We start from the raw sequence: 22148 nt of genomic DNA, 5'->3' as shown, positions 1-22148 counted from the left end.
TCCATTGCCCGCTTCGCGGCTGGCGATGTGAACGTGTGTTTCTGTGGACCGGGCAATTAGACCAATGGTCCAAAAAAATTGCGAAAAAACGCCGGAAAACCCGCGCCCGATGGTCGCAGCGGTCGGCGCGTATCTCTATACTGACTCCCCGTTTGTGCACCGCTTCAGTGCATTCGGCTGGAGCGTGCAAGCCCTATCACACTCCATTCAGAGCCAAGGTAACAATGAGCCTGTTTTCCGCTGTCGAGCTGGCACCCCGCGACCCTATCCTGGGCCTCAACGAAGCTTTCAACACCGACCCGCGCACCGACAAGGTGAACCTGGGCGTCGGCGTTTACTGCAATGAGGAAGGCCGTATCCCGCTGCTGCGCGCAGTGATCGAAGCCGAGACCCAGCGTGCCGCACAGCATGCCTCGCGCGGCTATCTGCCGATCGATGGGATTGCCACCTACGACCAGGCTGTACAGAAGCTGCTGTTCGGCGCCGAATCGCCACTGCTGGCCGCTGGCCGCGTGGTCACCGTGCAGGCCGTAGGCGGCACTGGCGCACTGAAGATCGGCGCAGACTTCCTCAAGCGCCTGTCGCCTGATGCCGTCGTCGCCATCAGCGACCCGAGCTGGGAGAACCACCGCGCGCTTTTCGAGACGGCCGGTTTCCCGGTACAGAACTACCGCTACTACGATGCTGCCAGCCACGACGTCAACCGCGCCGGCATGCTCGAAGACCTCAACCAGCTGCCGTCGGGCTCGATCATCGTCCTGCATGCCTGCTGCCATAACCCGACCGGTGTCGACCTGACCCTGGACGACTGGAAAAACGTCCTGGAAGTGGTCAAGGCCAAAGGCCATGTGCCGTTCCTCGACATGGCCTATCAGGGCTTTGGCGCCGGCATCGCCGAAGACGCCTTCGCCGTACGCCTGTTCGCCGAGTCGGGCCTGGACTTCTTTGTCTCCAGCTCGTTCTCCAAGTCGTTCTCGCTGTATGGCGAGCGCGTCGGCGCGCTGTCGATCGTCACTGCCTCCAACGACGAAAGCACCCGCGTGCTGTCGCAGGTCAAGCGGGTTATCCGCACCACCTACTCCAACCCGCCGACCCACGGCGCAAGCATCGTCGCTGCCGTACTGAACAGCCCTGAGCTGCGCCAGATGTGGGAAGACGAGCTGGGCGAAATGCGTAATCGCATTCACGGCATGCGCAAGCAGATGGTCGAGTTGCTGGCTACCTATGGTGCCAAGCGCGACTTCAGCTTTGTCGGTCGCCAGTGCGGGATGTTCTCCTACTCGGGCCTGACTGCCGAGCAGGTCAATCGCCTGAAGGATGAGTTCGGCATCTATGCGCTGGATACTGGCCGTATCTGTGTTGCTGCGCTGAACCAGAGCAACATCCACGTAGTGACCAAAGCTATCGTCGCGGTGCTTTGATGCAGTTGGGGGCTGCTCTGCAGCCCCCAACTGTTTTCAGCCAGCACGCCCAATCGGGTAAAACTGGCCATGGCTCCACACCCCGAGCCATTCCTCGCCGTCCAGCAAGCGCGGCACCGCCAGCTCCACCAACTGATAGAACACATTGCGATGCAACAGCGCCTCAAGGTTGCTGCGCATCAGGATGTACGGCGCAGGCTCCTGCGTGACCGGATCAACCTCGACTCGCAACGGATGCGCATTGCTAGCCTCAATCACATCCTCAACATTGTTGGTGAAACGCAAAACCTGCGTCTCCCCCGCACCGATCACCTCCAGCAACACCGCCACAAACGGCGCGTCATCGACTTGGATGCCGACCTTCTCGACCGGCGTCACCAAAAAGTAATCATCACCATCACGGCGCAGGATATTGGAAAACAGTCGCACCATCGGTTTACGGCCAATTGGCGTGCCCTGGTAAAACCAGGTGCCATCACGGGCGATGCGCATGTCGATGTCGCCGCAAAAATCCGGGTTCCACAGGTGAACCGGCGCCGGGCCCCTCCCCTTGGGGATTTGCGCCAACAGATCATTGGTCTCGACAGACTCGGTCATCACCCTCTCCTATCAGCGGCTCATACCCAACAGGCTACGAGCGTACTCGCGCATGGGCGCTGCGAGCAAATCCTGCGGGCTATTGTCGTGAAACGTCAACAAACCGCCACGGCTCTTGATCCGCGCTGTATCGATCAGGTAGCGAGTGCTGGTTTCGATGAGCATCATCTGCACCACGCCGGTGTCCCAACCGAGCCGGTCGACTGCCTGTTCGTCGTACCACTCATCACCATTGCCGATGCGGTCGTCGGTACGAGCGAAGCGGGTATACAGCACGTAATGGGCACCGACCGAGCGGGCTTCGGCGATGGCATCTTCCAGGCCCAGCGGGCCTTGCGCACGACGCACCAGCGGGAAGTACTCGACAAAAGCCTTGAACGCCTCTTCGGCGACGATATTCTGCTGCGGCAGCGGGCCTTTGCCCGGCGGCACGAACGCACCCTGGCCAATATAGATGAACGAATCCGGTTGCAGGCGCACCGACAGGCTACGCTGGGTATCGCTATGATCGAGCAGACCGGCATCGCTCATGTGATAGCGAACACCTTCGCCCATATCGCTGACATTCATGCAGCCACCAAGCGCCATCAGCGCCAGCAGCAAGACCAGGCTACGCATCTTTCCTCCAGAGACCGGTGACGAAAAACCGGCGAATAACCGCCAGATGCAGCTTTTGCGCCAGAGTCAGCCGCCGATCACCTTCATTACCATTACCCCACCGGCGAACGCCAGCTCCTGCTTGTCAGCCAAGGCTTTTACCAGTAACCGTTGCAGCGCTGGCAAGGCCTGGTGACGGGGGCGATCAAGCAAGTCGCCGATGTAGTGCCGATTGCTGCTCGACAGGCAGCCATGCAGCCAGCCGGTTGAGGACAAGCGCAGCCGCGAACAGGCGCGGCAGAACGGTACGCTCTCGTTGGCGATAACGCCAAAATAGCCTTTGCCGGGGATCTGGTAGCGCAATGCGGTGGCATCAACAGCAGCGCTGGCCTGCTCAAAGGCATGGTGCTGGCCGATCAGCGTCAGCAGCTCAGGCATGCTGACCAACTGCTGGCGAAAGGCATTGCCGTCGCGCGCCAGGTGGCCCATGCGCATCAGCTCGATGAAACGCAGCTCGTAGCCACGCGCCAGGCAGTAGTCCAGCAGCGGCGCGACCTGATCCAGATTCTGTCCGCGCATCGGCACCATGTTGACCTTGATGCGCATGCCAGCCGCACTGGCCTCTTGCATGCCAAGCAACACCGTGGCCAGGTCACCGCCGCGAGCAATGCTGCGAAATGCAGCGGCGTCGAGGGTATCCAGCGACACGTTCAAGCGGCGGACACCCGCGGCCTGTAGCAGCGGCAGGCGCCGCGACAGCAACTGGCCGTTGGTCGTCAGGCTGATGTCGTGCAGGTCGAGGCCGGCGATGGCGGTGAGAAACCCTTCGAGCCTGGGACTGATCAGTGGCTCGCCGCCGGTGATGCGTAGACGCTCGATGCCGGCCGCCTCGATCAGGTAAGCCACCCCTCGTGCCAGGTCCTCGCCAGAGAGCTCATCCTGCGCCGCCACCAAACGCTTGCCGTCGGGTACGCAGTAGGTACAAGCGTAGTTACAGGCCGCCGTCAGGCTGACCCGCAGGTTGCGAAAACGCCTGCCTTGACGATCGACGATCATGGATGACTCCGACATGGAAGAATAAACCGTGCAAAACCTGACTCATAAATCAGGTTTTTGCAAGCTCGCATGTCGGACAGCCCCGCAAAGGGTGACGGGGCGTTGCTGTCAGGCGTTCGGTTCGGGGTCGCGCTTGCGCTTGTTACCCATGCGCACACCGATGTCCATCAGGAACTGGAAGAAGCCTTCCTGATCTTCCAGCACATTGCTCCAGAACGGCGAGTGGTACAGCGCCACTGCGCCATGCACCAGCGCCCAGGCGGCGCAGTAGTGGAAGTACGGCGGCACGTCTTCAAGCTTGCCTTCGCTGATGCGACCCTTGATCAGTTGAGTCAGGCGATCGAAATTGGAGGCACGAATGCTGTGCAGCTCCTCGACCATCTCTGGTACCTGATTACCCTTGACTACCTTCTCTTCAAGGCGATCGAACAGCCGGTAGCGCTGCGGGTCACGCATGCGAAATTCGAAGTAGGCACGCGACAGTGCTTCTTTGTCGCGGTCGACATCGGCCGAGTGCAGCAAGGTGTTCAAATCGCGCTCGTAGTCGAGCATCAGGCGCAGGTAGATCTCTGCCTTGGACTTGAAGTGCTTGTAGATCGTACCCTTGCCGATGCCAACGGCGTCGGCGATCATCTCGACAGTGACGCTGTCTTCACCCTGTTCGAGGAACAGTCTGAGGGCGGTATCAAGGATCTCTTGTTCGCGACGGCGAAACTCACGGACCTTACGCGGTTCTTTCTGCATGGGAGGCTGCATGGGGGAGGACTGGCTGACAATCGAAGCGGATTATTATGCCTATCTTGCAAGAAATTGCACGGATCATCGGCGCATGTCTGTGTTTCACGATAAGTTCGCAAGCGGTGGGATTGATTGGGCAAGCTGCAGATTGGCCAATCGAAGTGACTCGCATGCAGGGAATGCACTGTGCATCCCGCGACGTATTCCAAATCTGTTTAAAAAACGACCAGTTGTCGCTGGCACTGTGCCAAAGCTGACCAATACTTGAAGTGTTGACGCGCCACATCCCCCCAAGTGGCGTGCCGATAAAGGCGCTCAGGGACCGCGTGCCTTTGTTTACTCCTAATGGTCTTAACCCGGTTTCCTCCCCCAGAATCCGGGTTTTTTTTGCCCGCCAATCAGACTGCCAGATCAGCGTACTCGCGCAAGCGGGAACAAGCGCTTGAAGTTGGCCGTGGTCTGCTCGGCCAAATGTGCATAACTGACGCCACGCAGCGACGCGACGTATTCGGCGACTTCGCGCACGTACTGAGGCAAGTTGGGCTTGCCTCGGTAAGGGATCGGCGCCAGGTACGGTGAGTCTGTCTCGACCAGCAGACGATCGCTGGGGACCTGGCGGGCCACGTCGCGCAGGGCCTCGGCATTGCGAAAGGTGACAATGCCGGACAACGAGATGTAGTAGCCCAGATCCAGCGCCGCCTTGGCCATCGGCCAGTCTTCAGTGAAGCAGTGCAACACCCCGGCCTGCTCCAGGCTGGCTTCGCGCAACAGCGCCAGGGTATCGGCCCTGGCCGCACGGGTATGCACGATCACCGGCTTGCCGGTCTGCCGCGAGGCCTCCAGGTGCAGGCGGAAAGACGCCTGCTGAAGGCTCGCCGCCTCAGGCTCGTAATGATAATCCAGGCCGGTCTCACCAATCGCCACGACGTGCGGATGCGCAAGCTCGCTGAGCAGCCAGTCCAGCGCCGGGGTTTCTCCTGGCCCCAGGTCCAGCGGATGGATACCCACCGAGCAGTCTACATCTGCGTACTGTTCACTCAACGCCTTTACCGCGGCGGCATTGTCGGCACTCACGCCGATGCACAGAAAGTGCCCTACCCCGCGCTCGCGCGCTGCCTGCAGGGCAGCGTCGAGCGAGCCACCATGGGCACTCAGGTCTAGACGGTCGAGGTGGCAGTGGGAATCTACGAGCATGGCAGCAGGACACATATATAGAAGAAGGGAGTCAGCGTGAGCCTGGCAGCTGGACCCAGTGGGCCAACAAGGCTTCCAGCAGCAACACGCGGTTGAGGTTGGCCTTGCCCAGCACCTTCTGGCGCTGTTCAAGGATCCACGCCTGGGTTTCCAGCACCTTGCCCTGGCGGCTTTTCTGCGCAAGATACTGCAGTACCTTGCGCATGTCTGCCAGGCCCAGGCCTCTTTCGTCCTGGGTCATCTGATAGCGCAGGATCAGGTGCGACCACTCGAAGAACCAGTCAAACAGCAGCAGCAGCGGCACGCTGTTCCACGACTCGGCCAGTTGCGTCGGTGACTGTTGCTGCTTGAGCAGTTTTTTCACGCCCTCGGTGACCTGCGCACGTTGCTCGAGGACACCTTGCGCGTGCAGCTTGGCCGCCATCAGTGGCGATCCTGCCGCCAGGGTCAGCAGCTCCTCGCGTTCTCCCGGTTCACTGTCTGGCAACGCATTGGCGAGCCAGGCCTGGCTTTGGGCAAGGTTTGGTTGCGGACATACAACTTGCTGGCAACGGCTCTTGATGGTCGGCAACAGTCGGCTCGGCTGATGGCTGACCAGCAGCAGCACCGTATTGCCGGACGGCTCTTCCAGACTCTTGAGCAAGGCGTTGGAGGCATTGATGTTCATGGCCTCGACCGGTTCGATCAGGATCACCTTGCGCCCGCCCAACTGCGCGGTCTGAACAACAAACGACACCAGATCGCGAACCTGGTCGATCTTGATCGGCTTGTCGACGTCTTCCGGCTCCAGCACGTAGTTGTCCGGATGGCTGCCAGCGCGCAGCAACAAGCATGACTTACACTGCCCGCAGGCATCAGCGCCTTGCGGCTGCTGGCACAACAAACGCGCCATCAGGCGCTCGGCCAGGGCCCGCTTGCCAATCCCCTGCGGACCGTGCAGCAGGTACGCATGGGCATGCTGGCTGCGCCCGGCCAATTGCTGCCAGAGCGCATCCTGCCAGGCGAAGGCCTCAGCCACGGGCGCGTTCCAGCATGGCCGGCAACAAACTGTCGATGTCGCGCTGCACCGCCTCCAGCGATTGGCCGGCATCGAGGATGCTGTAGCGCTGCGGGTCAGCTTGGGCCCGTGCCAGATAGGCATGGCGCACGGCCTCGAAGAAGGCCGTGCCTTCTTGTTCGAAGCGGTCCAAACGGCCCCTGGCAGCCGCGCGCGACAGGCCGATCTCGATCGGCAGGTCGAACACCAGCGTCAGGTCAGGGCGCAGATCGCCTTGGACAAATGTTTCCAGCATAGCAATGCGCTCGACCGGCAACCCGCGGCCGCCGCCTTGGTAGGCGTAGGTGGCATCGGTGAAGCGATCGCACAACACCACCGCACCGCGCGCCAGCGCCGGGCGGATGACCTTGGCCAGGTGCTGGGCACGCGCCGCAAACATCAACAGCAATTCAGTATCCGCTGCCATGCTTTCGTCGCTTGGTGCCAGTAGCAGCTCACGAATCTGTTCAGCAACCGGCGTGCCGCCCGGCTCGCGGGTCAGCACTAAGTCCAGGCCCTGCTCGCGCAAGCGCTGCGCCAGATATTCGCGGTTGGTGCTCTTGCCCGCGCCTTCGGGGCCTTCCAGGGTAATAAACAAGCCGCTCACGCGCAGTCCTTAGGGTTTGTCATCGGGTGTCGGCGCCGCTGCGGGGGCAGCGTCGGTCGCCGGTACGGTTGGCGGGGTCGACGCAGGTGCGTCTGCCGGTGCATCCGCAGCAGGTGTCGGCTGGTCTCCCGCTGCCGGTTCTGGCTGGTCAATCGCACCCGGCTGCGCCTGCGGCGCGGGGCTGGAGCGGTAGTCGCTGCGGCGCTTGAGTTGATACTCGCGCACTGCCGAGTTGTGGTTGTCGAGGTCGTCGGAAAACACGTGACTGCCGTCGCCCCGCGCAACGAAGTACAGACTGGTGCCGTTGGCCGGGTTCAGCGCGGCATGAATCGCCTCGCGGCCGACGATAGCGATCGGTGTCGGCGGCAGGCCACTGATGGTATAGGTATTGTAGGGTGTCGGTTCGCGCAGGTCGGCCCGGGTGATCTTGCCGTTATAGCGCTCGCCCATGCCATAGATCACGGTCGGGTCGGTCTGCAGCATCATGCCCAGCCGCAGGCGCCGCACGAACACCCCAGCAATCTGCGCGCGCTCTTGCGGGATACCGGTTTCCTTCTCGACCAGCGAAGCCATGATCAGCGCCTGGTACGGGTCGCGGTAAGGCAGATCGGTGGCCCGCTCGGCCCATTCCTTGGCCAACACTTGCTCAAGACGCATGTACGCCTGCTGCAGGAACTCGACATCGCTCATGCCACGCACGAAGCGGTAGGTATCCGGAAAGAAGCGCCCCTCAGGGAACACGCCACTATGGCCGAGTTTGTCCATCACCTCGGCATCGGACAGGCCGTCCAAGGTCTGGGTGATTTTCTCGTGCTTGGCCACTGCCGCGCGCACCTGGCGGAAGGTCCAGCCCTCGACCAGAGTCAGGTTGTACTGCACAACATCGCCACGGCGCCAGGCATCGAACAGCTGGTTGACGGTCATGCCAGGTGTCAGCCGGTATTCACCGGTATGCAGTGGCGTGCCGGCCATGTTGAAGCGCCAGTAAAGGCGCAGCCAGACGGCATCGTCGAGCAAGCCGTCAGTCTGCATGCGGTAGAACATGCGATTGGGTGTGGTGCCGTTGGGCACCTCGAGCATCCGCTCCTGCTCGACGTGCAGGGGCTGCTCAAGGGCCGAATGGACTTTCCAGGCCGACCAGCCCAACGCCAGACCGGCTAGGATCAGGCCTATTTCCAGCAGCAGGAGAAATTTGCGTCTCACGAATCAGGTATCCAGTAACGTCCGGGCAACGGCCTGCAGTTTACGGGTGAGCGGCCCCGCCGGCCAGTTCAGCTTGAGCGCAGAGCACTCCAGTACCGGCCAGATTCCATACACGCTGTTGCAGAGAAAGACTTCCTCGGCCTGTTCCAGGTCAGCCAGGGCCAGATCACTCACCTGCACGCTGATACCCAGTGCCGGCGCTTGCGCCAGCAAGGCGCCGCGCATTACCCCGGCTACACCGCAGCGACTCAGCTCAGGCGTTTGCAGCACCCCGCCACGAACCATGAACAGATTGCTGTAAACGCCCTCGATGACCCGCCCGTGGCTGTCACAGACCAGCCCTTCGGCGTGCTCGGCATCCTGCCATTCGGCGCGGGCAAGCACTTGCTCAAGGCGATTGAGGTGTTTGAGGCCGGCCAGCAGGGGTTGTTCCGCGAGGCGCGTCTGGCAGGCGAACAAACGCACGCCTTGCTCGGCATTGACTGCGGGATACTGTGGCAGCGGGCTACCCTGAAGGATGCGCCGAGCCGCGACGCCAACGCCTGGAGCGTAGCCGCGCTGGCTATCGCCACGGGTAACGATCAGCTTGGCGACGCCGTCGCCGAGCTGGCTGGCAAAGCGCAGCAGTTCGTCGCGCACCAACGGCAGGTCGATGCTGATAGCCAGTCGCTGGCAGCCCAGTGCCAGGCGCTGCAAGTGCAGCTCCAGCAAGCTGGGCTTGCCGGCACGCACGGCGATGGTTTCGAACAGACCATCGCCGTAGGCCAGCCCGCGGTTGTGCAGGTTGACTGCAGTCGCGGGTTGGCCGTCGATCCAGCTGTGCATCAGTCGGCGAACCGGCGGAACACCAGCGAGCCGTTGGTACCACCAAAGCCGAACGAGTTGGACAGCACCACGTCGATCGGCATGCTGCGGGCGTGATGGGCAACGAAGTCGAGATCGCAGCCCTCGTCCGGCTCGTCCAGGTTGATGGTCGGCGGCGCCATCTGGCTGTTGATTGCCAGCACGCTGAAGATCGCTTCCACGGCACCGGCAGCACCAAGCAGGTGACCCGTCATCGACTTGGTCGAGCTGACTGCCACCTTGTACGCATGCTCACCGAACACACGCTTGATCGCGGCCACTTCGGCGATATCGCCGGCCGGGGTCGAGGTGCCATGTGCATTGATGTAGCTGACTTCTTCCGGGGCGATGCCGGCATCGCGCAGGGCGTTGGTCATGCAGCGCGCCGCACCCTCACCGGAATCCGGTGGCGAGGTCATGTGATAGGCATCACCGCTCATACCAAAGCCAACCAGCTCGGCATAGATGGTGGCGCCGCGCGCCTTGGCGTGCTCGAGCTCTTCGAGCACCAGTGCACCGGCACCGTCGGACAGCACGAAACCATCACGGCCCTTGTCCCACGGCCGACTGGCCCGGGTTGGCTCGTCATTGCGCGTCGACAGCGCACGCGAAGCACCGAAACCGCCCATGCCCAGGCCACACGCAGCCATTTCAGCGCCGCCGGCGATCATCACATCGGCTTCACCGTAGGCAATGTTGCGCGCTGCCATGCCGATGCAATGGGTGCCGGTGGTGCAGGCAGTGGCGATGGCATAGTTCGGACCCTGCAGACCCAAATGGATCGACAGGAAGCCGGAGATCATGTTGATGATCGAACCAGGCACAAAGAACGGCGAGATGCGCCGCGGGCCTTGCTCGTGCAGGGTCCGGCTGGTCTCTTCGATATTGGTCAGGCCGCCGATGCCGGAGCCCATGGCCACGCCGATCCGCTCACGGTTGCTGTCGTTGATTTCCAGCCCGGCGTTACGGAACGCCTGGAAACCTGCGGCCAGGCCGTATTGAATGAACAGGTCGAGCTTGCGGGCCTCTTTGACCGACAGGTACTGCTCGACTTCAAAGCCTTTCACCGAGCCGCCAAAACGGGTGGAGTAGGCCGTCAGATCGGAGTGTTCGATCAGACCGATGCCACTGCGGCCAGCCAGAATGCCCTGCCAGGTACTCGGTACATCGGTACCCAGCGGCGACAGCATGCCCATACCAGTGACCACGACGCGTCTACGCGACACAGTACTCTCCTCATTGTCCAATAACAGAGTCTCTTGCCGTTGCATTTTGCAGCAAAAGGCAATGGCAAAAGGCTCTTGGTGCCTGCTTCACACATCTCGCAAAGAAAAAACCGCACGCCAGTGACGGCAGTGCGGTTTTCCCCGACAAGAAGCGTCGACTACAGACGTCTTAAGCCTGGTGGCTGGTGACGTAGTCGATAGCAGCTTGAACGGTAGTGATTTTTTCGGCTTCTTCGTCAGGGATTTCGGTCTCGAATTCCTCTTCCAGAGCCATCACCAGCTCAACGGTGTCAAGCGAATCGGCACCCAGGTCTTCTACGAAAGAAGCACTGTTAGTTACTTCTTCTTCCTTGACGCCCAGTTGCTCGGCGACGATTTTCTTGACGCGCTCTTCGATGGTGCTCATACCTAATTTTCACTCCTAATAGACATATGTCAGGCAGCTGGCCGGTGACCGAGTTTATAGCAAGACGCCTGCTTTTCAAGCGTAACGCGCCCCGCCATCAACTGGCTAAGTGGTCACTCGACCCTCTGCCCGGAATCTGGTTGCAGCTTTATAACGGATTTTAAGCTCGGAGTATGACTCTTTTTTGAAGCAATCCGTCACATTGAGTTGCGATGTTACATGTACATCCCGCCGTTCACAGGCACTGTAGCACCTGTGACATAGGCTGCGCCGTCGGACGCCAGGAAAGCAACTACCTTGGCGATTTCGTCGGCTTGACCCAGACGGCCCAGCGGAATCTGGGTCTGCAACGCTTCACGTTGAGCCTCTGGCAGTTCACGGGTCATATCGGTGTCGATAAAACCTGGAGTTACCGAGTTGACAGTGATGTTGCGCGACCCGACTTCACGTGCCAGAGCACGGCTGAAACCTTCCAGACCGGCTTTGGCGGCGGCATAGTTTACCTGACCGGCGTTGCCCATGGCACCCACAACCGAGCCGATGCTGATAATGCGGCCCCAACGCGCCTTGGTCATGCCGCGCAGCACGCCCTTGGACAGGCGGTAGAGGCTGTTGAGGTTGGTGTCGATCACGTCGAACCACTCGTCGTCTTTCATCCGCAGCATCAGGTTGTCGCGGGTGATGCCGGCGTTGTTGATCAGGATCGAGGTAGTGCCGAACTGTTCCTGGATCGCGGCCAGAACGCCGTTGACCGACGCTTCATCAGTCACGTTCAGCTCCATGCCGGTGCCGGTGATGCCATGCTCCTTGAGCGTGGCAGCAATGCGCTCGGCGCCCGAGGCCGAGGTCGCGGTACCGATGACGGTAGCGCCCTGACGGCCCAGCTCGAGGGCGATGGCCTGGCCGATACCACGGCTGGCGCCGGTGACCAGTGCAACTTTACCTTGCAGGCTCATGCAAGCTTCTCCAGTTTCAGGCCAGCGCCGCACGGGTGGCGGCGATGGCATCAGGGGTATTGAGGTTGTAGGTGGTCACGCCATCAGCGCAACGCTTGTTCAGGCCGGCCAGGACCTTGCCCGGGCCGCACTCGACCAGATTGACCGCGCCATTGGCCGCCAGGGTCTGCACGCATTCAACCCAGCGCACGGGCTGGTACAACTGGGCCAGCAGGTCTTGCTTGAGCACGCTCAGGTCAGCTGGGATGGCTGCAGAAACGTTCTGCACCACCGGGATCTGCGGCGCCTGCCATTCGATGGCGTTGACCGACTCGGCAAAGCGCTCGGCAGCAGGCTGCATCAGGGCGCAGTGCGACGGCACGCTGACCGCCAGCGGCAAGGCGCGTTTGGCGCCCTTGGCCTTGCACAGCTCCATGGCGCGATCTACCGCTGCCTTGTTGCCAGCAATGACCACCTGCCCTGGCGAGTTGAAGTTGACCGCGCTGACCACTTGGTCTTCTGCTGCTTCAGCGCAGATGGCGACCACGACCTCGTCGTCCAGACCGAGAATCGCGGCCATGCCGCCATGGCCTGCCGGGACTGCTTCCTGCATCAGCTGGCCACGGCGCTCGACCAGGCGCACCGCGTCTTTCAGGCTGAGGCTACCGGCCGCTACCAAAGCACTGTACTCGCCAAGGCTATGCCCGGCGACGAACGCAGGCTTTGCGCCGCCTTGGGCCAGCCACAGGCGCCACAACGCAATGGAGGCGGTGAGGATGGCCGGCTGAGTCTTGTCGGTTTGATTGAGTTGCTCTTCCGGACCTTGCTGAACCAGTGCCCACAGGTCGTAGCCCAGAGCGTCGGAAGCTTCCTTGAAGGTTTCGACGATCACCGGCTCTACTGCGCCGATTTCGGCGAGCATGCCCAGCGATTGGGAACCTTGACCCGGAAAGACAAATGCGAGGGATGCAGACATTGAACAAGCCCTTATGATCTTGTCGTCGGAGAGGATGCGCCCAGCCCATGGCTGTACGCAGAATCTGGAAACTTGGATGAATACGAAAACCCAGCGGTCACATTTAACCACCTCATGGCGATTATGCCTAAGGCAGCAGGTCTTCGAGGCGGCTGTGCAGGCGCCCTGGCAGGTTCTCCTCGATCTCGATCAGCGCCCGCTGGATAGCGCTCTGCAGGCCTTCGACCCCTGCCGAACCGTGACTCTTGATGACGATGCCCTGCAGACCGAGAAAACTCGCACCGTTGTGCCGTGCAGGCGCCAGGTCAGCCTGCAGGCGTTTGAGCAGCGGCATGGCCAGCACGCCGACGGCGCGCGCCAGCACCCCCCTCTTGAACAGCGCCTCGATTCTGGTACTGATCATGGTTGCCAGACCCTCGCTGGACTTGAGCAGGATATTGCCGACAAAGCCGTCACACACCACTACATCGGCTTCACCGCGATACAGGCCATCACCCTCGACAAAGCCGACGTAGTTGATACCGCGAGCATTCTGCAGCAGCGTTGCCGCCAGCTTGACCTGCTGATTACCCTTGATGTCTTCGGTGCCGATGTTGAGCAACGCAACGCGTGGGCGCTGAATGCCCAAGGCCTGCGCCGCCACCGAGCCCATCAACGCGAACTGGTAGAGATGCTCGGCACTGCAGTCAACGTTGGCGCCCAGATCGAGCAACTGGCAAAAGCCTGACTGGGTCGGGATCGCCGCGACCATGGCCGGCCGATCAATGCCTGGCACGGTCTTGAGGACAAAGCGCGACAGCGCCATCAGTGCACCGGTATTGCCGGCGCTGACGCAGGCCTGGGCCTTGCCGTCCCGCACCAGTTCAAGGGCAATGCGCATCGACGAATCAGGCTTGCTGCGCAACGCTTGCGAGGGCCGCTCATCCATCTCCACCACTTCACTGGCCGCGACAATTTGCAGGCGCGCGCGATCGGCAGCTGCTAGGCCGCTGACGAGTGGTTCAAGAAGGGAGGGTTGACCGACGAGGGTCAGGTGCAGCGAGGGCGTAACCGAGAGGCAAGCGATACTTGCCTGAACAATGTTGCGGGGACCGAAGTCCCCGCCCATTGCGTCGATCGCGATGATCTGAGCGGACAAGATTTACTCGTCAGCGCCCTTGTCGATCACTTTGCGGCCACGGTAAACGCCTTCTGGCGAAACGTGGTGACGCAGGTGAATTTCACCGGTGGTTTTTTCTACCGACAGCGCGTTTTCCGACAGGGCATCGTGCGAACGACGCATGTCACGGGCAGAGCGGGATTTTTTGTTCTGCTGAACAGCCATAATTGATTAACTCCTAAACGTTTGGGTCACGCTTTAACTGCGCCAGGACGCTGAACGGGTTGGACCGCGATACCTCGTCCTCGCTCGATTCGGGCTCATCGAGGCCCGCCGGCTGCTGGCATTCTTCCGGATGATGAGCAGGCACGATGGGCAAGGCGAGCAAAAGCTCTTCCTCGATCAGCGCCTGCAGATCCAAAGGATCTTCGCCCAGTTCCAGCACGTCATAGCCTTTCGGCAACGACTGGGTATTCGCACCCTCCTTCACCACCGCGTACGAACACTCGCTGTGGATCGGCAGGGTGACCAGCTCAAGACAACGCTGGCAAACCATTTTGACTTCGACGTCGAGCTCACTGTGGATAACCACGGCATGCTGTTCATCTCGTTCAAAATCGAACTTCGCCTGCACCGTACCGACATTGTCGGAAAGCGGGTCGCAGAGTCTTTCCAAATCAGCGAGTTGCAACGAACCTTGAAGGGTTACGCCACGATCGGCTAATTTGCGCGGGTCAACGTGAGGTGGAATCGGGTCATTCAACATAGGCGCAGCATTCTAGGGATGGCCCCCGCCCCTGTCAAAGGAAATTCGGTGGCAAGTGGATGATAGAATCGGTTGATCTGCCAAGGAGTCTACCATGCTGCCCCTGTTACTGGCTTCCAGCTCTGCCTACCGCCGCGAATTGCTCACCCGCCTGCGCCTGCCCTTCACCTCGGCAAGCCCCGACCTAGACGAACAGCGCCTGCCGGACGAACCCGCCATCGCGCTGGTCAAGCGCCTGGCGCAGCAAAAGGCCGAGGCATTGGCCGCAGCCCACCCCGGCCATCTGATCATCGGCTCTGACCAGGTCGCGGTGCTGGGCGAACAGATCCTCGGCAAGCCACATACGTTCGAGCGCGCCCGCGAGCAGCTGCTTGCCGCCAGTGGCCAACAGGTCACCTTTCTGACCGGCCTGGCGCTGCTCAACAGCAGCAGCGGCCATTGTCAGGTCGACTGCGTGCCGTTCACGGTGGTCATGCGCGAGTTGAGCCAGGCCAGTATCGAGCGCTATCTGCGCGCAGAGCAGCCTTACGACTGCGCCGGCAGTTTCAAAGCCGAGGGATTGGGGGCGAGCCTGTTCCAGAGCACCCATGGCAGCGACGCGACCAGCCTGATCGGGCTGCCGCTTATTCGCCTGGTGGATATGCTGCTGGAAGAAGGCGTACAGGTGCCCTGAAGGGAAACTGCTGGCCTGCACGCACAGGCCAGCAGCGCTTAGCGCAGGGTCGGTCCCTGGAAGCCCATCCACATTGCCAGGTGCTCAGCTACGCTGGCGCCGATGCGTTTGGAGAAACGGTCGAACGGCGACTCCTGGACTGTGAAATCGACCAGATTCTTCTCGCCAACGATGTCTCTGGCGACATAGCTGGCACTGCCCAGACCATCTACCAGACCTAGCGCCTTGGCCTGCTCACCGGACCAGATCAGGCCACTGAACAGCTCAGGGTGCTCTTTGTCCTTGAGCCGATCACCACGCCCCTGTTTGACCATGGCAATGAACTGCTGGTGAGTGGTGTTGAGCACGCCCTGCCAGAACTCGGTTTCTTCAGGTTTTTGCGGCGAGAATGGATCAAGGAACGCCTTGTGCTCACCCGCCGTATAGGTGCGCCGCTCGATGCCCAGCTTGTCCATGGCACCGACAAAGCCATAGCCCGCTGCGGTAACGCCGATCGAGCCGACCAGGCTGGCCTTGTCGGCATAGATCTCATCGGCAGCACTGGCGATGTAATAGGCACCCGAGGCACCAAGATCGGTGATCACTGCGTACAGCTTGATCTGCGGGTATTCGGCGCGCAGGCGGCGAATCTCGTCATAGACGTAACCGGACTGCACCGGGCTGCCGCCTGGGCTGTTGATACGCATCACCACTGCCTTGGTATTGGCATCCTTGAATGCCTCGCGCAGGCTCTTGATCAGGTTGTCGGCACTGGCCGCCTCCTGATCAGCAATAACCCCACGCACCTCGACCAGTGCGGTATGGCTACCACTGCGCGAAGCAGCGCCGTCCATACTCATCAGCGGCGAGAACAGGAACAGGATGCCGAACAGGTAAAGGAACGTCAGCAGCTTGAAGAAGATCCCCCAGCGTCGCGCTCGACGCTGCTCCTGCACACCAGCAAGGAGGGTTTTCTCCAGCAGCTTCCAGCTCTTGCGATCCTCACTCTCGACCACTTCGGTCTCGGGCGCTTTCCACTCGTCAGCCATGCTCACCTACCTTGGAATTGATAATTGCGCCGAACCTGCCAACCACTCGCGCAGCTGGGAAAAGTGATCGATGCACACCTGCGGCCCGAACTCTGCCAGCGCCTGCAGCGACATAGCCCCGTAACCGACAGCCACCGAGTGCATGCCGGCGTTGTTGGCCATTTGCAGGTCGAACGCAGAATCTCCGACCATCAGCGCCTGGCCGGGTTCGGCGCGGCAATGGGCAAGAATTTCTTCAAGCATCAATGGGTGCGGCTTGCCGCGGGTTTCATCAGCCGCCCGAGTGATATCGAAAAAGTCTTCCCAGCCATTGGCCTTGAGCACCCGATCGAGCCCGCGACGGGCCTTGCCAGTAGCTACTGCCAGGCGATAGCCGTGGGCGCGAAACGCATCCAGCGACTCGACCACGCCGTCAAACAACGGTGACGGCTGCTGATCCAGCGCCATGTACACATCAGCATAGTGCTGACGGAAGCGTTCGACCTGCAGCGGCTCAAGGTGCGGATACAGGGTCCAGATCGCCTCGCCCAGGGCCAGGCCGATAATGCCCTTGATTGCATCCTCGGCACTGGGCGCCTCACCGGCGCGCTCAGCGGCCTGATTCATCGCCAGAACGATGCGCCCGACAGAGTCAGCCAGGGTGCCATCCCAGTCAAAAATCAGCAGCTCGTAGGGTTTGCTCATGTGAAGTCAGGCCGCGCCAGGCGCTCTACAGTCTTGGCCCACATTTCGTCGACCGGTGCTTCAACCTTGAGCTCGCCGCCATCGGGCAGCGGCACGGTCAGGGCATAGGCATGCAGGAACAGGCGTTTGCCGCCGAGATCACGAATCTCGCGGGAGAATTCTTCATCGCCGTATTTGTTGTCGCCGGCAATCATGTGCCCGGCATGCAGGGCGTGCACGCGGATCTGATGGGTGCGACCGGTGATCGGACGCGCTTCGATCATGGTGGCGAAGTCGCCGAAACGGCGCAGCACCTTGAACAAGGTCAGCGCTTCCTTGCCCTCTTCGTTGACCTCGACCATACGCTCGCCAGAACGCAGGTTGCTCTTCTGCAATGGGGCATTGACCTGTTTCTTCGCGGTTGGCCAGTTGCCACGCACCAGCGCCATGTAGCGCTTGTCGACGCCATCACCGCGCAGGGCAGCGTGCAGATGGCGCAACATGCTGCGCTTCTTGGCGATCATCAGCAGGCCGGAAGTGTCGCGGTCGAGCCGGTGCACCAGCTCCAGTTCCTTGGCGTCCGGGCGCAACTGGCGAAACGCTTCGATCACGCCAAAGCTCAGGCCGCTGCCGCCATGCACGGCGATGCCGGCCGGTTTGTTGAGCACGATGAGCGCCTTGTCTTCATAGACAATGGCCGCCTCCAGGCGCTGCAACAGCGATTGTGCCACCGGCACCGGCTCGTCACGCTCGGGCAGACGCACCGGTGGCACGCGCACGATGTCGCCGGCCTGGATCTTGTATTCAGGCTTGACCCGACCCTTGTTGACCCGCACTTCACCCTTGCGCAGGATGCGGTAGACCAGGGTGCGAGGCACGCCCTTGAGCGCCGTGATCAGGAAATTGTCGATTCGTTGGCCGGCAAGCTCCGGCGCGACTTCGATCAGCTGAACGCCGGAAGTCGGAGGGGTATTGGTAGTCATGGCGCCGATAATAACAATTTTTTAGGGAATTGAAGCACTTAATCATTGCTGCTATAGTCGCGAACGCCGCCAAAAGCGGTGGGCCAGCGGTACACGGCGCTTTGCCAGCCCCTGACCAACGCAATTCTCGAGGACGCGAGGCCGTCCTACGGGGCTTTCGCCAGTTTATCGAAACACCTGGAAGCGCCACTCGCGCCGGGTAGAGAAGACCGAAAAGAATCATAAGTGTGGTAGTTCATCTGCTTAACTGGCTTTTTTCGCCGTGTCTCTGCACCGCCATCGTCACTTCCTCCTACACCCGGCGAATGCTTCGGAAATACCTGCCTTGGACATGAATGGCGCCAGCTTCCCTTATGAAGATGGCGAAAAATGCAACCCGTTGCGGATTCAGCGCGCGGCAGCACCCGAATTATCAGGGATACGTGCAGGGTGGAGATGCACAGCCCTCGGACCGTGTAGCACCGCGTCCGGCCACCGCCCCACTGTAATGGGCGGCGAGCGGATAAGGTCCTTACAGATGCCACGTAGGCGTCCACGGCTGACGGTTGATTCCTCCTCCTGACTGAGTGCACCAGGCCTGCCAGGTTGATCCCGATACCACAGGCCCACAGCACCGCAGCAACAGGACGCGTCGTCGCGACAACGGCAGGCTGGGCAACCGGCTGGTGCCGAACGTCGCCGACACGGGGGTGGTTCGCCACCCTTTGCGCACCTTGACACCGACCATGAGAAGTCGTGTGTGCCGAACGCCGTTTCCGGCAGCCCGGAAACCGACGGTACAACATGAAAAGAATGCTGATTAACGCAACTCAACCCGAAGAGTTGCGTGTAGCCCTGGTGGATGGCCAACGCCTCTACGACCTGGATATCGAATCCGGCGCCCGTGAGCAGAAAAAGGCCAACATCTACAAAGGCAAGATCACCCGGATCGAGCCCAGCCTCGAAGCCGCCTTCGTCGACTTCGGCTCCGACCGTCACGGCTTCCTGCCGCTGAAAGAAATCTCCCGCGAGTACTTCAAGAAGGCCCCAGAAGGCCGCGTCAACATCAAGGAAGTACTCACCGAAGGCCAGGAAGTCATCGTCCAGGTCGAGAAGGAAGAGCGCGGCAACAAAGGCGCCGCCCTGACCACCTTCATCAGCCTGGCTGGCCGTTACCTGGTGCTGATGCCAAACAACCCACGTGCTGGCGGCATCTCCCGCCGTATCGAAGGCGAAGAGCGCAACGAGCTGCGTGAAGCCCTCAACGGGCTGACCGTACCAGGCGACATGGGCCTGATCGTGCGCACTGCCGGCCTTGGCCGCAGCAGCGAAGAAATGCAGTGGGACCTCGACTACCTGCTGCAGCTGTGGACCGCCATCAAGGAAGCCTCGCTGGACCGCACCGCGCCGTTCCTGATCTACCAGGAAAGCAACGTCATCATCCGCGCCATCCGCGACTACCTGCGCCAGGATATCGGCGAAGTTCTGATCGACAGCATCGAAGCCCAGGAAGAAGCTCTGACCTTCATCCGCCAGGTGATGCCGCAGTACGCCAGCAAGGTCAAGCTGTACGAAGACAGCGTGCCACTGTTTAACCGCTTCCAGATCGAAAGCCAGATCGAGACCGCCTTCCAGCGCGTCGTCGAGCTGCCCTCGGGCGGTTCGATCGTGATCGACCCAACCGAGGCGCTGGTGTCGATCGACATCAACTCGGCGCGTGCCACCAAAGGCAGCGACATCGAAGAAACCGCCCTGCAGACCAACCTGGAAGCGGCTGAAGAAATTGCCCGCCAACTGCGTCTGCGTGATATCGGCGGCCTGATCGTCATCGACTTCATCGACATGACCCCGGCAAAAAACCAGCGTGCGGTCGAAGAGCGTGTGCGTGAATGCCTCGAGGCCGACCGTGCTCGCGTCCAGGTTGGCCGCATCTCGCGCTTCGGCCTGCTGGAAATGTCGCGCCAACGCCTGCGTCCATCGCTGGGTGAAAGCAGCGGCATCGTCTGCCCACGCTGCTCGGGCACCGGCATCATCCGTGACGTCGAGTCGCTGTCGCTGGCGATCCTGCGCCTGATCGAAGAAGAAGCCCTGAAAGACCGCACTGCCGAAGTGCGCGCGCAGGTGCCAATCCCGGTTGCCGCGTTCCTGCTCAACGAGAAACGCAACTCGATCACCAAGATCGAGATGCGCACCCGTGCTCGCATCATCATTCTGCCGAATGACCACCTGGAAACCCCGCACTTCGAAGTCCAGCGCCTGCGCGACGACAACCCGGAAGTGCTGACCAACCAGTCCAGCTACGAAATCGCCACCACCGAAACCGAGGAAGCGCCACAGCAGGCCGCGACCCGCACCCTGGTTCGCCAGGAAGCTGCGGTCAAGACCGCTCCACCGCGTACCAACGCTCCGGTACCGGCTGCTGTCGAAGAGGCTGCTCCGGTTGCTGCTGCGCCAGTACCAAGCATGCCTGAGCCAAGCCTGTTCAAAGGCCTGGTCAAATCGCTGGTGAGCCTGTTTGCCGCCAAGGAAGAACCGGTCGCTGCACCGGCTGCCACCGAGAAGCCTGTTACCGAGCGCCCACAGCGCAACGAAGAGCGCCGCAACGGTCGTCAGCAGAGCCGCAACCGTAACGGTCGTCGCGACGAAGAGCGCAAGCCGCGCGAAGAGCGTGCACCGCGTGAAGAACGCGCTCCACGTGAAGAGCGTGCACCGCGTGAAGAGCGTGCACCACGTGAAGAGCGTGCGCCGCGTGAAGAACGCGCTCCACGCGAGGAACGTGCTCCACGTGAAGAGCGCCCACGTCGCGGCAACCGTGACGAGCGCCCTGTGCGTGAGCTGCGTGAGCCACTTGACGCTACCCCTGCATCGACTGAAGAGCGCGCTCCACGTGAAGAACGTGCACCACGCGAAGAACGTGCTCCACGTGAAGAACGCGCCCCTCGCGAAGAACGTGCTCCACGTGAAGAACGCGCCCCTCGCGAAGAACGTGCTCCACGTGAAGAGCGCGCCCCTCGCGAAGAACGTGCTCCACGTGAAGAGCGCGCCCCTCGCGAAGAACGCGCTCCACGTGAAGAGCGTGTGCCGCAGGAAGAGCGTCAACTGCGCCCAGCCGCCCAGGCTGACGAGCAGGCCGCAGAGATCGCCGATGAGCAACTGCCGAACGACGAACTGCAGCAGGACGAACAAGAAGGCACTGATGGCGAACGCCCACGTCGTCGCTCGCGCGGCCAGCGTCGTCGCAGCAACCGTCGTGAACGTCAGCGCAATGCCAATGGCGATCTGATCGATGGCGACGAAGAAGGCAGCGAAGGCAACGAAAACGGTGAAGAACAGCAACCACGTCAGGCGACTGATCTGGGTGCCGACCTGGCCGCTGGCCTGGCCGTAACTGCCGCTGTTGCCACCAGCAACATCAGCGCTGCAGCCGAAGCACAAGCCAATCAGCAGGCTGAAATCGCTTCTACCCAAACGCCTGAAGCGGCTAGCGGTGAAGTTATCGCCCTGCCAGCCGAGCCTGCACAGCAAGCTGATGACGTTGCGATCGCCCCTGTGGTCGAGCAGCCTGTCAGCGAGCCGGTTGCAGTGGTCGAGCCGAGCATCGAGCCGGTTGTCGAGGTTGCGCCGCAGCCCGTAGTCGAAGCACCTGCCGTTGAAGCAACCCCGGTTGCTGCAGCAGAAGTGGAAACTGCAGCGCCAGTTGCTGAAGCGCCAGTGATCGAGGCACCAGCCGCCGAAGCTCCAGTGGTTGAAGCCGCCGTGGTCGAGTCGGGTGAAGCCGAGAAGCCAGTGCACGTTGCCGAGGCCCCAGCGGCCGCGCCAGTCGAAGCACCGGTGGTCGAGCAGGCTGCACCGGTTGAAGCCAAGCCAGAAGTTGTCGAGGCAGCGCCTGTAGCGGCTGAACCGGCGCCTGTAATGCTGGCCAACGGTCGCGCACCGAACGACCCACGTGAAGTGCGTCGCCGCAAGCGTGAAGCCGAGGCCGCTGCTGCCGCAGCTCAGGCCCAGGCATCGACCGATGAGCACAAGCCTCATCACGGTTGATAACCACGGCTGAATGAAAAAGCCCCGCCAGTGCGAACTGGCGGGGCTTTTTTTTGCGTTGCATTCAGCGCTGCACTGGCA

At 61.4% G+C, this 22148-nt stretch carries 22 protein-coding genes; 3 read left to right on the top strand and 19 right to left on the bottom strand.

The genetic code is table 11. The annotated features are described in order from the left end of the window. Nucleotides 1–224: 224 nt before the first annotated feature. Nucleotides 225–1421 carry an aromatic amino acid transaminase gene (locus FW789_RS01275; protein WP_207074247.1) on the top strand — a complete coding sequence of 399 codons (1197 nt, stop codon included), beginning with the start codon at nt 225–227 and terminating at the stop codon, nt 1419–1421. Nucleotides 1422–1457: 36 nt separating this feature from the next. Here the strand turns inward: FW789_RS01275 and FW789_RS01270 are convergent, their stop codons facing one another. The 16 genes from FW789_RS01270 to FW789_RS01195 form a co-directional block, all read right to left on the bottom strand. Continuing rightward, nucleotides 1458–2018, bottom strand: a complete 561-nt coding sequence (locus FW789_RS01270) for a DUF1285 domain-containing protein (RefSeq protein ID WP_103438115.1) — start codon at nt 2016–2018, stop codon at nt 1458–1460. A 12-nt stretch (nt 2019–2030) separates the two neighbouring features. Continuing rightward, the gene (locus FW789_RS01265) at nt 2031–2636 is read right to left on the bottom strand and encodes a DUF4823 domain-containing protein (protein WP_101321464.1); all 606 of its coding nucleotides are present in this window, start codon (nt 2634–2636) and stop codon (nt 2031–2033) included. Between the two features lie 66 nt (nt 2637–2702). Then, nucleotides 2703–3671, bottom strand: coding sequence for a GTP 3',8-cyclase MoaA (locus FW789_RS01260; RefSeq protein ID WP_103438116.1), 969 nt, complete (start codon nt 3669–3671; stop codon nt 2703–2705). A gap of 108 nt (nt 3672–3779) precedes the next feature. Next, on the bottom strand, nt 3780–4415 hold the full coding sequence (locus FW789_RS01255; RefSeq protein ID WP_101321468.1) for a TetR/AcrR family transcriptional regulator: 636 nt from the start codon (nt 4413–4415) through the stop codon (nt 3780–3782). Between the two features lie 405 nt (nt 4416–4820). Beyond that, complete coding sequence (locus FW789_RS01250; RefSeq protein ID WP_446430789.1) at nt 4821–5603, bottom strand: TatD family hydrolase; 783 nt, start codon at nt 5601–5603, stop codon at nt 4821–4823. 31 nt (nt 5604–5634) lie between these two features. After that, entirely contained in the window at nt 5635–6621 is a 987-nt protein-coding gene (locus FW789_RS01245; protein ID WP_103438118.1) for a DNA polymerase III subunit delta', read from the bottom strand. Next, entirely contained in the window at nt 6614–7246 is a 633-nt protein-coding gene (tmk, locus tag FW789_RS01240) for a dTMP kinase (protein ID WP_446430788.1), read from the bottom strand. The genes FW789_RS01245 and tmk overlap by 8 nt, the downstream gene beginning before the upstream one ends. A gap of 9 nt (nt 7247–7255) precedes the next feature. Then, nucleotides 7256–8449, bottom strand: coding sequence for an endolytic transglycosylase MltG (gene mltG, locus FW789_RS01235; protein WP_411562773.1), 1194 nt, complete (start codon nt 8447–8449; stop codon nt 7256–7258). A 3-nt stretch (nt 8450–8452) separates the two neighbouring features. Then, entirely contained in the window at nt 8453–9274 is an 822-nt protein-coding gene (gene pabC / locus FW789_RS01230; RefSeq protein WP_207074243.1) for an aminodeoxychorismate lyase, read from the bottom strand. Continuing rightward, nucleotides 9274–10518, bottom strand: a complete 1245-nt coding sequence (fabF, locus tag FW789_RS01225; RefSeq protein WP_103438122.1) for a beta-ketoacyl-ACP synthase II — start codon at nt 10516–10518, stop codon at nt 9274–9276. Before fabF ends, pabC begins: the two co-directional genes overlap by 1 nt. Before the next feature lie 169 nt (nt 10519–10687). Beyond that, nucleotides 10688–10924, bottom strand: coding sequence for an acyl carrier protein (acpP, locus tag FW789_RS01220; RefSeq protein WP_004371293.1), 237 nt, complete (start codon nt 10922–10924; stop codon nt 10688–10690). A gap of 215 nt (nt 10925–11139) precedes the next feature. After that, on the bottom strand, nt 11140–11880 hold the full coding sequence (fabG, locus tag FW789_RS01215; protein ID WP_103438123.1) for a 3-oxoacyl-ACP reductase FabG: 741 nt from the start codon (nt 11878–11880) through the stop codon (nt 11140–11142). Between the two features lie 16 nt (nt 11881–11896). Continuing rightward, complete coding sequence (gene fabD, locus FW789_RS01210; protein WP_103438124.1) at nt 11897–12835, bottom strand: ACP S-malonyltransferase; 939 nt, start codon at nt 12833–12835, stop codon at nt 11897–11899. 127 nt (nt 12836–12962) lie between these two features. Further along, the gene (gene plsX, locus FW789_RS01205) at nt 12963–13973 is read right to left on the bottom strand and encodes a phosphate acyltransferase PlsX (RefSeq protein ID WP_446430787.1); all 1011 of its coding nucleotides are present in this window, start codon (nt 13971–13973) and stop codon (nt 12963–12965) included. Nucleotides 13974–13976: 3 nt separating this feature from the next. Continuing rightward, a complete protein-coding gene (gene rpmF, locus FW789_RS01200) occupies nt 13977–14159 on the bottom strand; it encodes a 50S ribosomal protein L32 (RefSeq protein ID WP_016485486.1) in 183 nt (60 codons plus the stop codon). A 13-nt stretch (nt 14160–14172) separates the two neighbouring features. Continuing rightward, nucleotides 14173–14700: a YceD family protein gene (locus FW789_RS01195; RefSeq protein ID WP_446430786.1), complete on the bottom strand. Its 528-nt coding sequence runs from the start codon at nt 14698–14700 to the stop codon at nt 14173–14175. 94 nt (nt 14701–14794) lie between these two features. On the opposite strand from FW789_RS01195, the gene FW789_RS01190 reads away from it, so the two are divergent. Further along, a complete protein-coding gene (locus FW789_RS01190; RefSeq protein ID WP_103438126.1) occupies nt 14795–15373 on the top strand; it encodes a Maf family protein in 579 nt (192 codons plus the stop codon). A 38-nt stretch (nt 15374–15411) separates the two neighbouring features. On the opposite strand, the gene sppA is transcribed toward FW789_RS01190, so the two are convergent. From sppA to rluC, 3 genes are read right to left on the bottom strand one after another with little or no spacing between them, the layout of a single operon-like run. Then, entirely contained in the window at nt 15412–16401 is a 990-nt protein-coding gene (sppA, locus tag FW789_RS01185) for a signal peptide peptidase SppA (RefSeq protein ID WP_103438127.1), read from the bottom strand. Nucleotides 16402–16407: 6 nt separating this feature from the next. Continuing rightward, nucleotides 16408–17085 carry an HAD family hydrolase gene (locus FW789_RS01180; RefSeq protein ID WP_103438128.1) on the bottom strand — a complete coding sequence of 226 codons (678 nt, stop codon included), beginning with the start codon at nt 17083–17085 and terminating at the stop codon, nt 16408–16410. Continuing rightward, nucleotides 17082–18047 (bottom strand): 23S rRNA pseudouridine(955/2504/2580) synthase RluC, encoded by a 966-nt coding sequence (gene rluC / locus FW789_RS01175; protein ID WP_101321498.1) that lies wholly within the window; start codon nt 18045–18047, stop codon nt 17082–17084. Before rluC ends, FW789_RS01180 begins: the two co-directional genes overlap by 4 nt. A 783-nt stretch (nt 18048–18830) precedes the next feature. Between rluC and rne the strand changes: the two genes are divergently transcribed. Continuing rightward, nucleotides 18831–22067 (top strand): ribonuclease E, encoded by a 3237-nt coding sequence (gene rne, locus FW789_RS01170; protein WP_446430785.1) that lies wholly within the window; start codon nt 18831–18833, stop codon nt 22065–22067. Nucleotides 22068–22148 lie beyond the last annotated feature (81 nt).

The organism is Pseudomonas sp. 1121_17 (assembly GCF_052850745.1).
The sequence above is the reverse complement of the archived record's forward strand: the minus strand, read 5'-3'. Positions and strand labels throughout refer to the sequence as shown.